This window comes from Mesorhizobium sp. M7A.F.Ca.US.010.02.1.1 (genome assembly GCF_004023085.1).
Classification (GTDB): Bacteria; Pseudomonadota; Alphaproteobacteria; order Rhizobiales; family Rhizobiaceae; genus Mesorhizobium.
In genome coordinates, this window is record NZ_RZRV01000027.1 from 40145 (window position 1) to 53034 (window position 12890).

A 12890-nucleotide genomic window follows, 5' to 3' on the forward strand; every position below is an offset into this window, starting at 1 on the left:
ACGGCCCGCCCCGGAGTCATGCGACATGGCCTCGCCGCTTAGGGCCGCTCGCGTCCGCCGCCACAGCGCTTCTCCAGACGGCTTATGCTGTCCACCGTCACATGGCGTGCGTTCTCAATCCGAATCACCCCGTCAGCCCGCAATCGCGTCAGTTGGCGGCTCACGGTCTCGCTGGTGATTCCAAGGAAATCAGACATTTCGGCACGCGTCAGCGGCAGATCGAAGGAGGCCGACCCGGAAGCCGCATCGAGACTGGAATCGATATTCCGGGCCATCATGAGGAGAAAAGTCGCCACCTTTTCCGGAGCTGTCTTGCGCCCCAGCGTCACCATCCACTCGCGCGCCTCATCGAGTTCATTCAGCGTCTGTTTGAGCAGGCGATGCTCGAATTCCCGTGACGCCTTCATCATCCGTTCGACGGCCGCTCGCGGAAACGAACACAGCGTGACTGCTGTTGCCGCTTCCGCATTGATCGAGCTTTCCTCCTTGAAAGGACGTCCCAGAAAATCCGGTGCAAACTGGAGACCGACGATCTGCTGGCGCCCATCCGACAGGCTCTTTGATAGCTTTACCACGCCTGAAAGCACGTTGGAGTAGCTGTCGACGTTCTGTGCCTCGCCGGTCAACTCCATTCCTGACTCGATCCGGCGACGCGAGCAAGTCTTGGCGAGCCCAACCAAATTGTCTGGATCGAGCGCACCGCAGACACCGCGACGCCGTGCCTCGCAAGGGAAGCAAAGAACAGGAATGCCGGAACTATGAATGTCTTGCCGAAAGGTCATGCGTTCGCCTTACCCGATCCTAACTGCCGGCAGGATACCCATCCAGGGTAGAGAAATCCTGCGGCGGTTTGTCCATGAGCGCGGCTGATCGAGATCAGGGTCTGCTTCAGCGATGCGTGCAGTGTTCCGGCGGGCAACACGGTGAACGCGAGATGCAATCGGAAATAGCTGTCAAACTCAGCGAGAACGTCCCACGCTACACCAGCTATCCGACGGCGCCGCATTTCCATTCGGGGATCGATGCTGCCATTTACCGTGGCTGGTTGGAGACGCTGGAAAGCGGCGACGAAATCTCGCTGTACCTGCACATTCCTTACTGCGACAAGCTCTGCTGGTTCTGCGCCTGCCACACCAAGCAGACGCACCAATATGAGCCGGTGGCCGCTTATCTGCGCTCGCTGAATGCCGAAATCGTCACGATTGCCGGTCTGGTGAGCGGCAAGGCACATGTCCGTGCAATCCACTTCGGTGGCGGTTCGCCAACTATTCTGAGGCCCGATGATATGGTTGCTCTTGGAGCGGCCTTGCGGGACAGCTTCGACCTTCTCCCGGATGCTACGGTCAGCATCGAAATCGAAACCAACGACATGGACAAGGCGCGCCTTGATGCACTTGCTCAAATCGGCGTAACGCGGGCGAGCCTCGGCGTGCAGGATTTCGATCCGCAAGTGCAAAAAGCAATTAATCGTGAGCAGAGTTTTTTGCAGACCAAGGCAGTCGTCGACGGGGTTCGTTCGCGGGGCGTCGAATCGGTCAATCTGGACCTGCTCTACGGGCTCCCGAATCAGACACGCGAGACGATCTGTTCCACGGTGGCGCAGGCACTGACCTTGGAGCCAGACCGGATGGCCCTGTTCGGCTACGCACATGTGCCCTGGTTCAAGAAGCATCAGACGATGATCGACGAGGCATGGCTGCCGAGTCCCACTGAGCGTTTCGCCCAATCTCAACTCGCGGCGCGGGCAATTGTCGCCAAGGGATATGAGGCAATAGGACTCGATCATTTCGCGAAGCCCGACGATGCGCTGGCCATAGCGGCCCGCGCAGGGGTTTTGCATCGCAATTTTCAGGGCTACACTGAGGATCGCTGCCCGACACTGATCGGACTTGGCCCTTCGTCCATCGGTCGTTTTCGCCAAGGCTACGTGCAGAACATGGCTTCGACTGCCGGGTACGGGCGCATGGTTGCGGATGGCGGGTTGGCTGCCGTCCGCGGCGTTGCCCTTTCCGACGACGATCGCGTCCGTGGCTGGATCATCGAGCGGCTGATGTGTGATTTTGCCTTCTCGGCAGTCGACCTGGTGGAGCGGTTCGGCAAAGCCGGCGAGCAGCTCCTTCATCGCTCGAGGTCCATCGCACTCCACGATCCTGCCCGAGCGCTTGAATTCGATGGTGACAGTTTCCTCGTACGGACTGAAAGTCGCCCCTTCATTCGAACCATCGCGGCCAAGTTCGATACATATTTCAAAGGGGGAACGGCGAGGCACTCGGTGGCGGTCTGAGCAAAGCACAGTGCGCTCGCCGTTTGGTCGATCGGCGAACCAGCTGCGTTCGTTTTGACCGCTCATAGGCGACTACCGCATCAAATCGTCGACCGTGAACAATCCGAGCCCTAAGCGGCGACCGGCTTCGGCCGGATTTGAAGCAGGGCAATCAAGAGCGACAAAAACCCCTTCAGCCACCTGAGCAGGAGGGAGAAGTTGTAGCCGGCGGCGGCCAGGATGGCGTTGAGGGTGTCGCCCTGCTGGCCGGCGAGGTAGTTGCGGCCCATTCTGTGTTCGCTCTTGATGTGGCCGATGACGGGCTCGACCGCCGACCGCCGTCGCATCTGGCGCTTGATGGCTGGGGTGACGCGGCGTTTCTGGCCCGCGGTGAAGACCCTGAGCTTGTGGCTCTGCGGTGCGTTGTGGCCGCGATAGCCGGCGTCGGCGAGGATGCGGCCGATCTCGTTGCCGATGGTCTTTTCCATGTCGGGGATGACGCTTGCCAGCGTGTGGCCGTCATAGGGATTGCCGGGCAGTGCTTTTGCATGCAGGGCGAACTGGCCGCCCCTGGAGCGCTTCAGCGTGGTGGCCACCGACACCTTCACCCCGAACTCGTAGGGCGCATGCGCCTTGCCCTTGCCGATGCATTCCACCTCGTGTGCGTGCAGGCTGTAGATCTTGCGGCCGCGCTGGCGCTGGCGTTGCTCGAGAACGGTGGCGGCCTGGTAGAGCGGCCATTTGAACAGCGTCCAGCCCCTGATCGCCGGCGATCTGGCGACCAATGTCGCGAATGGTCCGGCCGAGATAGGTCTTGAGCTTGCGTAGCGCCTTGTTGGCCCGCTTGAACTGCTTGGCGTGGGCATAGCGCTGGTGGCTGATCAGCGCCAGCTTGCCGACCCGCACATAACTCTGGCGCAAATGGAGACCCGTCCTCTTGGCCAGCCGCACCAGCCGTTCGCGTGCCCGATGGATGAGCTTGGCGTCGGTCGGGAACATGACGTTCTTCGGCTGCACGGTGGTGTCGACGATCACCTGGCGCGTGTCGGCCGGTTTCATCGCCCCGGTCTTGACCGCGAGGCTGAGGCTCTCCTGCAACAGCACCATAATCCGCTCCTCGCCCATACGGCTGCGCCAACGCGTCATCGAGGAGCGGTCGAACGGCAGCGTATGGCAAAAGAACGTCTCGCCGGTGAGATACTGGAAATAAGGGTTCTCCACCCAGCGCTCGCACAGCACCTCATCCGACAGGTTGAAGGTGTGCTTGAGGATCGCCAGCCCCGCCATCAGCCGGGTCGGCAGCGGCGGCATGCCGGGGCCGTCCGAATAGACGGCGCCGAAACGCTCCTCCAGCACCGGCCAGTCGATCGCCTGCGCCAGCCGCACCAGCTCGTGCTTCATGTTGATGATTTGGTCGAGCCGGGAGCGGAACAGGTCCTGCTCTCCCGTCTCGCGCTTCTCGCGTGGCCTGGACATTCGCTGTCCCCTCGATTCGCCGCCGCCGAACCGAGTGAATCACGCTCCGCGCCACAAGGGAATCGCAAAACCGAATTGCAGGAAAACAGCGTCCAAATACCGCTAATCCTGCAATTCCAAAGCCGCTATCCGCCTCAATCAACAGGCCAGATCAATGGCTTGCGGATAGTTCACGGCCGACTCACTATTTCTATGCTGAACAGTCTCGCCTGAGTATATGTTTTAGCTAGTCGCTAATTAGACGGAATTCTGCCAGTCTGCATTCCCCCCTGATCTGATGTAGAGCAGCTTCCAAGTGGGAATTAGCCCCCCATCGACCGGATCGGGCGACACGAACATGCGCTGAAGGCTTGGCGGAACGGCTACTGGGACCATGATGCTACTCGAATGCAAGATAGTGTCAGAACGTCCCGGGAAGGCTGCAGGCAGGGGATGTCAGGTCAATCAGCCTATAGATATGATACCGCCCATTCGCTGAGACTTCACGATGGGCATAGGAGGTGGGAATTCTTGCCTTGAGATGGACGCGGCTGTCGGAGCAGGCGAGCACGGCAGCAGCGATGGCCTGAACCTTCGGGCCGCTGACAAAAACGTTCACCACCGCACGCGAGCCGAACCCGTCGAGATACGTCTCGAAAGCATCGAGGTGGGCCATCAGCCCGAAAGCCTGGATGTCGCGAACTTCGCCATCTTCGAGCCGGTGGGTTTCACGTACCTTGGCCACCTGTTGATCGAGCAAAGCATCGATATGCGCATTCTTGTCGCTTCTTGGGACGAGGAGCGAGATCCGTTCCGGACTGACGATATCGATCAATCCGTAGAATACGTCGGCATCTCCTCCGATCCCCACGAGCAGGACTTTCTCTTCGCCCATTCCTCCGCTGCCTTGAAGATGAGGGACGGTGACGTATCGGTCCAAGCCGCTGGAAAAATCCTCTTTGCCGATCGCGTTCCCGTAGATACCTTCGGCGTACCCGAATTCGAGAGACTGAATCGACATTTTCTTGAATGCCACCGCAATCAGCCATTGGATGTAGATTCGCGGCATCGTCGAGCACTCGACGAAAACCTTCCGCAGGCTTCCTTCGTATGAGCCACATGAAGCGGCCATCTGAGTGAGCAGGTGATCGAGGAGATTGATGTTCTTCTGATACTCGATGGAAGGCTCGAGGGTGATCACAGTCACTTCGACGCCCCATCGGGTACCCATAGCGATGAGCTTTCGCCGGTTTTCTTCGACGGCTGGGACGTTCGCTTCCTTCAGAGCAAAGTCCAGAACCACGATCTTGCCGACCTTCAGGTCAAGATGGTTTTCGAACGCGGCGAAACGCGTTTCCCATCCAAGCGCGACGATCGCGATATCTGCCTCCATCGTTTCGCAGGTACCTGCATCTCTCGCCTTCTCGGTGACGGCCAGATGGCCGAAGACTCGATACTCGACAGTTGAAGCGGTCATTCGAGATCGCTCTCGAAAAGCGAGTGCTGGAATTCGGTCTTGAGTGCGGGCCGCGCGACGAGCTCCTTAAACACCGAGTCGGCCCAGTCTTCTGGGAGCCGATGCCTGGTAAAAAGCAGGTCGACCATCCGCGCCGCAGGGATTGTGTTGATTTCGTACGGGCCGCGATAGGAGAACCCGAAGTAAGGTGCAAATCGCCGATGCAATCTGATCATCATCTCCTTCGATGCGGGGTCGGCGCGGTCCACCTCAAAGTTGCCGGCGGCGGAGACCTCCCGGATAAACCCATCCCTTTCCGCCCGACGCAGGACCTCGTCCAGTTTTCCGCTGGGTTGCTCCAGTCGGTTCACCAGCGAGCGCATTTCCTTTAGATCAACCCTGAAAATGCCTCTCTCTGTCGTTCCTAGAGCATTTTCTTCGGCAAACTCTGTCTGGAGGCGAGCGGTCAGGTAACCCAACGCCCGCACCATGCGCACGCTCTCTTCTTCGTACGGATGTGAAAGCGCCTGAAGTCCATCAAGCTTCCGTTGAGAGGCGGCGTTCACAGCCTGTCTCTGCTGTTCGAGATGAATCTGTAAATCCGAGTTGATGAATTCCACCAGTTTTCGTGGATCACTGGAACTCGGAACACTGCGGCGGAAGATCTCTCCCATTATATCAAGGAAATCGCGTATACAGACGTCGCTCAATGATGTGATGATCTGGTGCCCTACGTACGGGTAGTCATGCAGACGCAGCATCTGGCACGCTTTCAGAAAAGCCCATCCCTGTTTCCGGGCGATCGACCTCTTCAGATTTGAAGCATCCGCCTTGCTCATGGGCCGGCGCTTAATTTCCGGGTTCATGAGCGCGAGCGCCAGCCCTTCGGCATAAGGGCGCGCTTTTCGATCAAGAAGGAATTGCTGCTGATCCGCCGTCCTCAAATTCACGGAGAGGAATTCACGTGCTGCATCAGCAAGTGCCACAAGCTCTTCTCTGCCCTCGGAATGACCCGATATGATAACCCGCTCGATGATGTCATTGACGGAAAGCCGCCCCAGCCGGTTTTTGAGCGAAAACGCGCTGAGCGCATCGTTGCGCTCGAGATCACTCCGCAGATGGTCAGGAAGCGCATAGTACAGCCGAAGCGACGACACGTTCTCGCACAGCGTGGCGAACTCCCTCGGATCGACTGAATCAAGATTCTCGACGTCCCGGTCAGCATTCGAGAGCGACTGGCCGGGTATGATCGTCCGGATCGTGTCGTAGAGGCCGCCGATGTAGGCGAGGACCCATTTCACGTTGCCGCGCGTCTTTCTCACCAAGGTGTTCAGGAACTGCTGTTGGAGCGGTGTCAGTGCTTCACAGTCGTCAATCAGTATCTTGAAGAAGGGCGCCCTGTCACCGGCGAAAGATGGGCCATTTAAAAGTGGAGTGATCGCGGTCGCGACCTTGTTAATGATCGCGCCAGGGTCTGTTGCTCTGAAGCCGGTCGCTCCGGCATCGGCGGCAAAGAAGAACGCGTTGAAGCATTCGTCGACGTACCGGGTTATCCCACCCCGCAGCTCATCGATGCTGAAGAAGTCGAGACGGGCAGGTTGGGGTATGAAGTGCAGCACTTCGCGATGCAGTGCCAGGGCGACGTCCCTATCTTCGGAGGCCCGGTATTTCAAGTGGCCGTCGCGTCTGAGCTGGCCGATGCTCTCGAGCAGGCGTTCGACTATCTTCAGCTCCAGATAGTGAGAGAAGATTACGAATTGCCGCGGGATCACGGCGGCCGTGTCGAAGCGTATCCGCTCCGGAATGAGGTTCAGAACGGCGTTGTCGATTAGGGGCGAGAATGTCTCATTGAGCTGGAAGAAGACGCCATACCAAGCGAGCTTGCCGACTTGGTCCGAGAGACTTTTGTCTTCAAGAATATGGACTGTGGAAAGCGAGCGAAGAATGCTGGTCTTGCCGCTGCCTCTCGTCCCTGCGACGAAGACCGGCTTGGCGGCGGCAGAAATCAACGCCGACTTCTGACTGAACCACAGTATCGGGCGGCTTTCGTACTCGATCCTGTTGGGGCCGAACGGATTCTCCATCGCTATTCGTCCCTTACCTTAATGCGCCAAGCCGAGTTTGCCTTGGTGAGGCCGTCTATCTCGATGAAGCGCGCCGCTTGGAGCATCAGAAGAGAGTCTTCCAGATCTAGCCCGAGCTCGGCGGAGGCAGCAATCTCAGTGATCTCGTCCCAGAAGAGTAACCCATTCCCGCGCCTGGTGGCATGGTCGCGCAGTCGGCGCAGCAGGTCAAACGTGTCGTTGTTCAGAAAGGCCTTGCCGTTGGACATGGTCGAAATAAAGCAATGTTCGCCTTCCATGACCGTCCCGTCGGCGACATTGGTGCGGTAGGGTATAAGTCGGATGCCGACGAGCTCTCCCTGATCGGTCGTGAAGAAGACGAGCTCATTGAAACCTGACTGTATCTCTGGTGCTGAGATGCAGATCAATTTGCCGTCCGGAAACCTTGGATCGTTGACGATCTCGACCGGATCAGCATGTATGTGTCCATGCAGGTAGACGATAGGCTTGTTGCCCTGCAGCAGCTGAGTTCTGACAAATCCGCTGTTGAGCATCTCCGCGTATGGCGTAATGCGCGGAGTCTTTTGTGGCAGCAGATTGTGATGGCCGATTATGATGCCGTAACGCATGTCGGGCTGCTGGAGCAATTCCTGTAGGCCTGCAAGCATCTCACGCGAGATGTATGGCGTGTCCATCTGACCGTAATACTCGTCGTCGGACGCCTCCTTGTCTGGATCGCTGGGAGGTGTCGCGGGCGAATGTCCCGAGATGTCCGGCGAGCCGAGATCTAGAGGCTCTGTAGAAGGACTGAGTGCCTCGAGACGATCACGAAGGAACGCGGGAAGGTTTTGAAGCTCCCAACTGCCTATCGCTGTGTTGACGAGGATGAAGTTTGCGCCTGCGGATCCTGTCGGAAGTCTGAAGTGCACGGGTTGGTCCACGGGAACGGTCTGCCAACCCAAGCGGGCGGCTAAACTCGCCATTTCGCTGAATTTCTCAGTCGGTCCAAGTTCGCGCGCGTCATCACGGTTCACATCGTGATTTCCCGGTACGAATATCAACGGAAGCGCCTTTGAACTGCGTCCCTGTGCGCGGCAGAGCAACGTGAAATGCTGGAATGCCGAAGCAATGAAGGTCTTGTCGCCACGGCTCGTGAAATCCCCCATGAAGGCGATCGAATCCAAGGGCTTCGAAGTCGTCAGCCGCCGAAGTTTCGTCAAGACGGCACGCAGCGAAGACGCGCGTAGCTTCTGCGTTATTTTCGGAGCGAACTTGCTATCCTTGGCATCGATGTTGCTAGAGGAAGGATGCCAGTCCGGATAGTGAATATCGCCTACTTGAAGGATTCGCACCCGCCGCATAACTCGCCCCCCTGCCGAGAGCCATAGACTAATCCGTTCGCTTTTGCCAAGCGCGAACGATCATCCGCAGTGTCCTTAACGAGGTAGCCTGCACTTTTCGAGAATTGCCACGGCGGCTATTTTTCGGCTGTGAAGCACACGAGACCCGTGACGTGAGACCCAGTTGCTCAATGCCCAGTTGCTCAATGAGCTTTCTTACGAATAAGGGAGAATTTCCGCGGCCGGACTATCTCTGAGCGAGCGTGCATGACTGCCAACGGAAGGTCTTGCACGCACCCTTGCGATCTTGAGCAATGGTCGCCATGACTTTCTTCTTGCAGGCTTTTGAGTGGCCCAGCCTGCGATCACCAGACCCCACCGATTCTAAAGAGCGTGGCAGATGGGATAGTCGAGGTTGCCCGTGCACAGTCACGCTCAGGGCTTGCGCCGCCCAGAGGACACGCTGAAAAGGCAGATTGGGGCGCAAGCACGCCATTCACGAGAGGTTCGACATGAAGACCATGCAAGAAAAAGACATTCCGGCATTCGTACAAGCAGTTGTGGACGCCGGCTGCAAAATTTGCGCGATTGGCAACTTGGGATACGTCTTTGGCGATGCTGATTTCACGCCAGCGCAACGGAGGGCCGTCGAGCCACAGCTGCGTAGGATTGCTGAAATCTACGGCGAACGCGATCATCTCATGAACGAGATAGCTGTATATCTGCGGTCGATCGGACGCCATGTCGAGGTTGAGCCGAAGACAGGTATTTCCTGATGGCCGTGATCGCGAGAAGCCGTCTTCCAACCTCTGAATCCTAAAGGAGGTGACCCCCAAGGCCGTTCGTCACCTTCGACCAGAATAACCACATCCGTGACCGCCTGAGCTACTTGGTCGATACGCGCACATGGCCAATACAGTTTCTCCATCCTTCACGAAGCGAATGAGGCTTTGGCCATTCAGCCCCGGTCTACGGGGCGTGACTTGTCCCCGATGCATGCGCGAGCTCTCCGCCCGGCTGGCCGCCGGTCGTCGCCACCGGCCGAAGGCGCCCGAATGCGCTTGACAAGATAGCGTCAGCCCGTTCAACCTAAGGCATTCACCAGGGGAGTCCCGGCAAGGGGCTGAGATACTGCTGGCTTTCGCGGCGCAGTGACCCGTTGAACCTGATCCAGTTCATACTGGCGTAGGGACGGTGCAAGCGCTTTGCGGGAGTTTACGCCCGAGGTCCTGTTGCAGCAGGTCTACAGAAGCGTCTTTTCATCCTTCCGGCACAGAACTGGGTCTCCAATGCATGAGCAAAGGAGCCTCACGATGAATGCCCTCACCCCCGCCGTATCGACGGGACCACTGCCCGCCTCGCGGAAAATCCACAAGCCCGGCGTCCTCTACCCGCAGATCAGGGTGCCGATGCGCGAGATTTCCGTCCATCCGACGGCCGGCGAACCGCCCGTCACCGTCTACGATCCGTCCGGCCCCTACACCGATCCATCAGTCGAAACCAGCATCGAAAAAGGCCTTGCCCGGCTTCGCCACGAATGGGTCACGGCGCGTGGCGATGTCGAAGCCTATGACGGCCGCCACGTCCGGCCGGAAGACAATGGATTCGCCACCGGCGAGCGCCTGACACCGGAATTTCCGATACGCAATCGGCCGCTCAAGGCCAAGCAGGGCAAGGCGGTGACCCAACTTGCCTATGCGCGCGCCGGCATCATCACGCCAGAAATGGAGTTCGTAGCCATCCGCGAGAATCTCGGCCGCGAGGTGATGCGCGGCAAGCTGCAACGCGACGGCGAAGCCTTCGGCGCGGCGATCCCAGATTTCGTCACACCCGAATTCGTGCGCGACGAGGTGGCGCGCGGGCGCGCAATCATTCCCGCCAACATCAATCATCCCGAGAGCGAGCCGATGATCATCGGTCGCAATTTTCTGGTCAAGATCAACGCCAACATCGGTAACTCGGCTGTCACATCGTCGATGGCCGAAGAGGTCGAAAAAATGGTCTGGGCTATCCGCTGGGGCGCGGACACGGTGATGGACCTGTCGACCGGCCGCAACATCCACAACATCCGCGACTGGATCGTGCGCAATGCGCCGGTGCCGATCGGTACGGTGCCGCTCTATCAGGCGCTGGAAAAGGTCAACGGCATCGCCGAGGATCTGAACTGGGAGGTCTACCGCGACACGCTGATCGAGCAGGCCGAGCAAGGCGTCGACTATTTCACCATCCACGCCGGCGTGCGGCTGCACTACATCCCGCTGACCGTCGACCGGGTCACGGGCATCGTCTCGCGCGGCGGCTCGATCATGGCCAAATGGTGCCTGCACCATCACCGGGAGAGCTTCCTCTACGAGCATTTCGAGGAGATCTGCGACATCGCCAGAGCCTATGACGTCTCCTTCTCGCTCGGCGACGGCCTTCGTCCCGGTTCAATCGCCGATGCGAACGACGCGGCGCAATTCGCCGAACTGGAAACACTTGGAGAACTCACCAAGATTGCCTGGGCAAAGGACTGCCAGGTGATGATCGAAGGCCCGGGCCATGTCCCCATGCACAAGATCAAGCAGAACATGGACAAGCAGCTCGCAGTGTGCGGTGAGGCGCCGTTCTACACGTTGGGGCCGCTGACGACCGACATCGCGCCGGGCTATGACCACATCACCTCAGGGATAGGTGCCGCCATGATAGGCTGGTTCGGCACCGCAATGCTTTGCTACGTCACGCCGAAAGAGCATCTCGGCCTTCCCGACCGCAACGACGTCAAGATTGGCGTGATCACCTACAAGATAGCCGCCCATGCAGCCGATCTGGCGAAGGGCCATCCGGCAGCGAAAACCAGGGATGATGCCCTTTCGCGCGCGCGCTTCGAGTTCCGCTGGGAGGACCAGTTCAACCTGTCGCTCGACCCCGAAACCGCACGGTCCTTCCACGACCAGACCTTGCCCAAGGAGGCGCACAAGCTGGCACATTTTTGTTCGATGTGCGGGCCGAAATTCTGCTCCATGCGCATTTCCCACGACATCCGTGCCGAGGCCCAGAAGGAAGGCATGGCGGCAATGGCGGCAAAATACCGGGAGGGCGGCGATCTCTACATGCAGGCGGACGAGACTGGCGTACCGGTCGTGCCAGAGGCTCCCAAACCATCATGAGGGTGCTCGTCAAAGGGGCCGGCGTTGCCGGCCTCACCGTCGCTTTCGAACTCGCCGCCCGCGGCGCGACGGTCACCGTCGCCGAGATGCGGCATGGCCTTGGTGGCAACGCGTCGTGGTTCGCCGGCGGCATGCTGGCGCCATGGTGCGAGCGCGAAAGCGCGGAGCAGCCGGTGCTGGATCTCGGACGCGATGCTGCCGACTGGTGGGATGCGGTGCTGTCGGGTCAGGTGACACGGGCCGGGACATTGGTCGTGGCCGCGCCGCGTGATGCCGGTGAGCTTGACCGGTTCGCCAGTCGCACGTCAGGGCATCGGCGCGTCGATGAAAACGAAATTGCGCTCCTGGAACCCGACCTCGCCGGCCGCTTCCGGCGTGGATTGCTCTTCCCCGACGAGGCTCACCTCGACCCACGCCCGGCGATGGCGGCACTTCATGACAAGCTTGCGACCATGGGTGTCAAATTCCACTTCGGCTGCGACGCCCGGCCTGTTTCGGGATTCGCCCGTCAGATAGACTGCATGGGAATGGCAGCGGCCGATGACAGGCTGCGCGGTGTTCGCGGCGAAATGCTGATCCTTCGCACGCCTGATGTCTCGCTGTCGCGGCCGGTCCGTTTGCTTCATCCACGCTTTCCGCTTTATGCCGTGCCGCGCACCGATCACCGTTTCATGATCGGAGCGACGATGATTGAAAGCCAGAGCGCCGGACCGGTGACGGCGCGTTCCATGATGGAGCTGCTGGGCGCCGCCCATGCCCTCCATCCGGCCTTTGGTGAGGCCGAGATCGTTGAAACCGGTGTGGGTGTCCGTCCGGCATTTCCCGACAATTTGCCACGCGTCGAAACAGACGGTGAGATCATCGCGATCAACGGTCTTTATCGTCACGGTTTTCTCCTCGCCCCCGCCATGGCGCGCCAGGCTGCCGACCTGGTTTTCAGTCAAGACAGAACCAAGGAGCATGCTCATGAAACTGATGGTCAACGGCGAGGCGCGTGAGATTGCCGCCACCACGCTGGCCGAGTTGCTTGCCGCGCTCGACTATGAGGGCGATTGGCTCGCCACCGCCGTCAACAGCGACCTCGTGCACAAAGCCAACCGCGCGGAGTTCCAGTTGAGCGACGGCGACCGGATCGAAATCCTCTCGCCCATGCAGGGCGGCTAG

General features: G+C 59.3%; 9 protein-coding genes, 1 pseudogene and 1 riboswitch. Of the genes and pseudogenes, 5 read left to right on the plus strand and 5 right to left on the minus strand.

What is annotated here, in order from left to right:
* Positions 1-38: 38 nt before the first annotated feature.
* Positions 39-782: a Crp/Fnr family transcriptional regulator gene (locus EOA19_RS23725; RefSeq protein ID WP_024502861.1), complete on the minus strand. Its 744-nt coding sequence runs from the start codon at positions 780-782 to the stop codon at positions 39-41.
* Between the two features lie 152 nt (positions 783-934).
* Here EOA19_RS23725 and hemN point away from each other — a divergent pair, with 152 nt between their 5' ends.
* Positions 935-2284 (plus strand): oxygen-independent coproporphyrinogen III oxidase, encoded by a 1350-nt coding sequence (hemN, locus tag EOA19_RS23730; RefSeq protein WP_063169226.1) that lies wholly within the window; start codon positions 935-937, stop codon positions 2282-2284.
* Positions 2285-2394: 110 nt separating this feature from the next.
* Here hemN and EOA19_RS23735 read toward each other — a convergent pair.
* From EOA19_RS23735 to EOA19_RS23750, 4 genes and pseudogenes are all read right to left on the minus strand, one after another.
* Positions 2395-3739 (minus strand): annotated as a pseudogene (locus EOA19_RS23735) (IS5 family transposase).
* 400 nt (positions 3740-4139) lie between these two features.
* Positions 4140-5195 carry a hypothetical protein gene (locus EOA19_RS23740; RefSeq protein WP_063169411.1) on the minus strand — a complete coding sequence of 352 codons (1056 nt, stop codon included), beginning with the start codon at positions 5193-5195 and terminating at the stop codon, positions 4140-4142.
* Positions 5192-7258, minus strand: coding sequence for a hypothetical protein (locus tag EOA19_RS23745; RefSeq protein WP_063169412.1), 2067 nt, complete (start codon positions 7256-7258; stop codon positions 5192-5194). The genes EOA19_RS23740 and EOA19_RS23745 overlap by 4 nt, the downstream gene beginning before the upstream one ends.
* 2 nt (positions 7259-7260) lie before the next feature.
* A complete protein-coding gene (locus tag EOA19_RS23750; protein ID WP_063169413.1) occupies positions 7261-8598 on the minus strand; it encodes a metallophosphoesterase in 1338 nt (445 codons plus the stop codon).
* 491 nt (positions 8599-9089) lie between these two features.
* Here EOA19_RS23750 and EOA19_RS23755 point away from each other — a divergent pair, with 491 nt between their 5' ends.
* The 4 genes from EOA19_RS23755 to thiS all read left to right on the plus strand — a co-directional run bounded on the left by EOA19_RS23755 (position 9090) and on the right by thiS (position 12890).
* Positions 9090-9353: a hypothetical protein gene (locus tag EOA19_RS23755; protein WP_082826710.1), complete on the plus strand. Its 264-nt coding sequence runs from the start codon at positions 9090-9092 to the stop codon at positions 9351-9353.
* Between the two features lie 317 nt (positions 9354-9670).
* Positions 9671-9787, plus strand: a riboswitch (TPP riboswitch).
* A gap of 103 nt (positions 9788-9890) precedes the next feature.
* Entirely contained in the window at positions 9891-11726 is a 1836-nt protein-coding gene (thiC, locus tag EOA19_RS23765) for a phosphomethylpyrimidine synthase ThiC (RefSeq protein WP_063169414.1), read from the plus strand.
* A complete protein-coding gene (gene thiO / locus EOA19_RS23770) occupies positions 11723-12724 on the plus strand; it encodes a glycine oxidase ThiO (RefSeq protein WP_063169415.1) in 1002 nt (333 codons plus the stop codon). Before thiC ends, thiO begins: the two co-directional genes overlap by 4 nt.
* Positions 12693-12890, plus strand: coding sequence for a sulfur carrier protein ThiS (gene thiS, locus EOA19_RS23775; protein WP_024504260.1), 198 nt, complete (start codon positions 12693-12695; stop codon positions 12888-12890). Before thiO ends, thiS begins: the two co-directional genes overlap by 32 nt.

Bases quoted from the DNA above. Each gene is read 5' to 3' on its own strand.
- EOA19_RS23755 (WP_082826710.1), top strand. From the start codon at position 9,090: ATGAAGACCATGCAAGAAAAAGACATTCCGGCATTCGTACAAGCAGTT.
- EOA19_RS23725 (WP_024502861.1), bottom strand. From the start codon at position 782: ATGACCTTTCGGCAAGACATTCATAGTTCCGGCATTCCTGTTCTTTGC.
- thiC (WP_063169414.1), top strand. From the start codon at position 9,891: ATGAATGCCCTCACCCCCGCCGTATCGACGGGACCACTGCCCGCCTCG.
- thiS (WP_024504260.1), top strand. From the start codon at position 12,693: ATGAAACTGATGGTCAACGGCGAGGCGCGTGAGATTGCCGCCACCACG.
- hemN (WP_063169226.1), top strand. From the start codon at position 935: ATGCAATCGGAAATAGCTGTCAAACTCAGCGAGAACGTCCCACGCTAC.
- EOA19_RS23750 (WP_063169413.1), bottom strand. From the start codon at position 8,598: ATGCGGCGGGTGCGAATCCTTCAAGTAGGCGATATTCACTATCCGGAC.
- EOA19_RS23745 (WP_063169412.1), bottom strand. From the start codon at position 7,258: ATGGAGAATCCGTTCGGCCCCAACAGGATCGAGTACGAAAGCCGCCCG.
- thiO (WP_063169415.1), top strand. From the start codon at position 11,723: ATGAGGGTGCTCGTCAAAGGGGCCGGCGTTGCCGGCCTCACCGTCGCT.
- EOA19_RS23740 (WP_063169411.1), bottom strand. From the start codon at position 5,195: ATGACCGCTTCAACTGTCGAGTATCGAGTCTTCGGCCATCTGGCCGTC.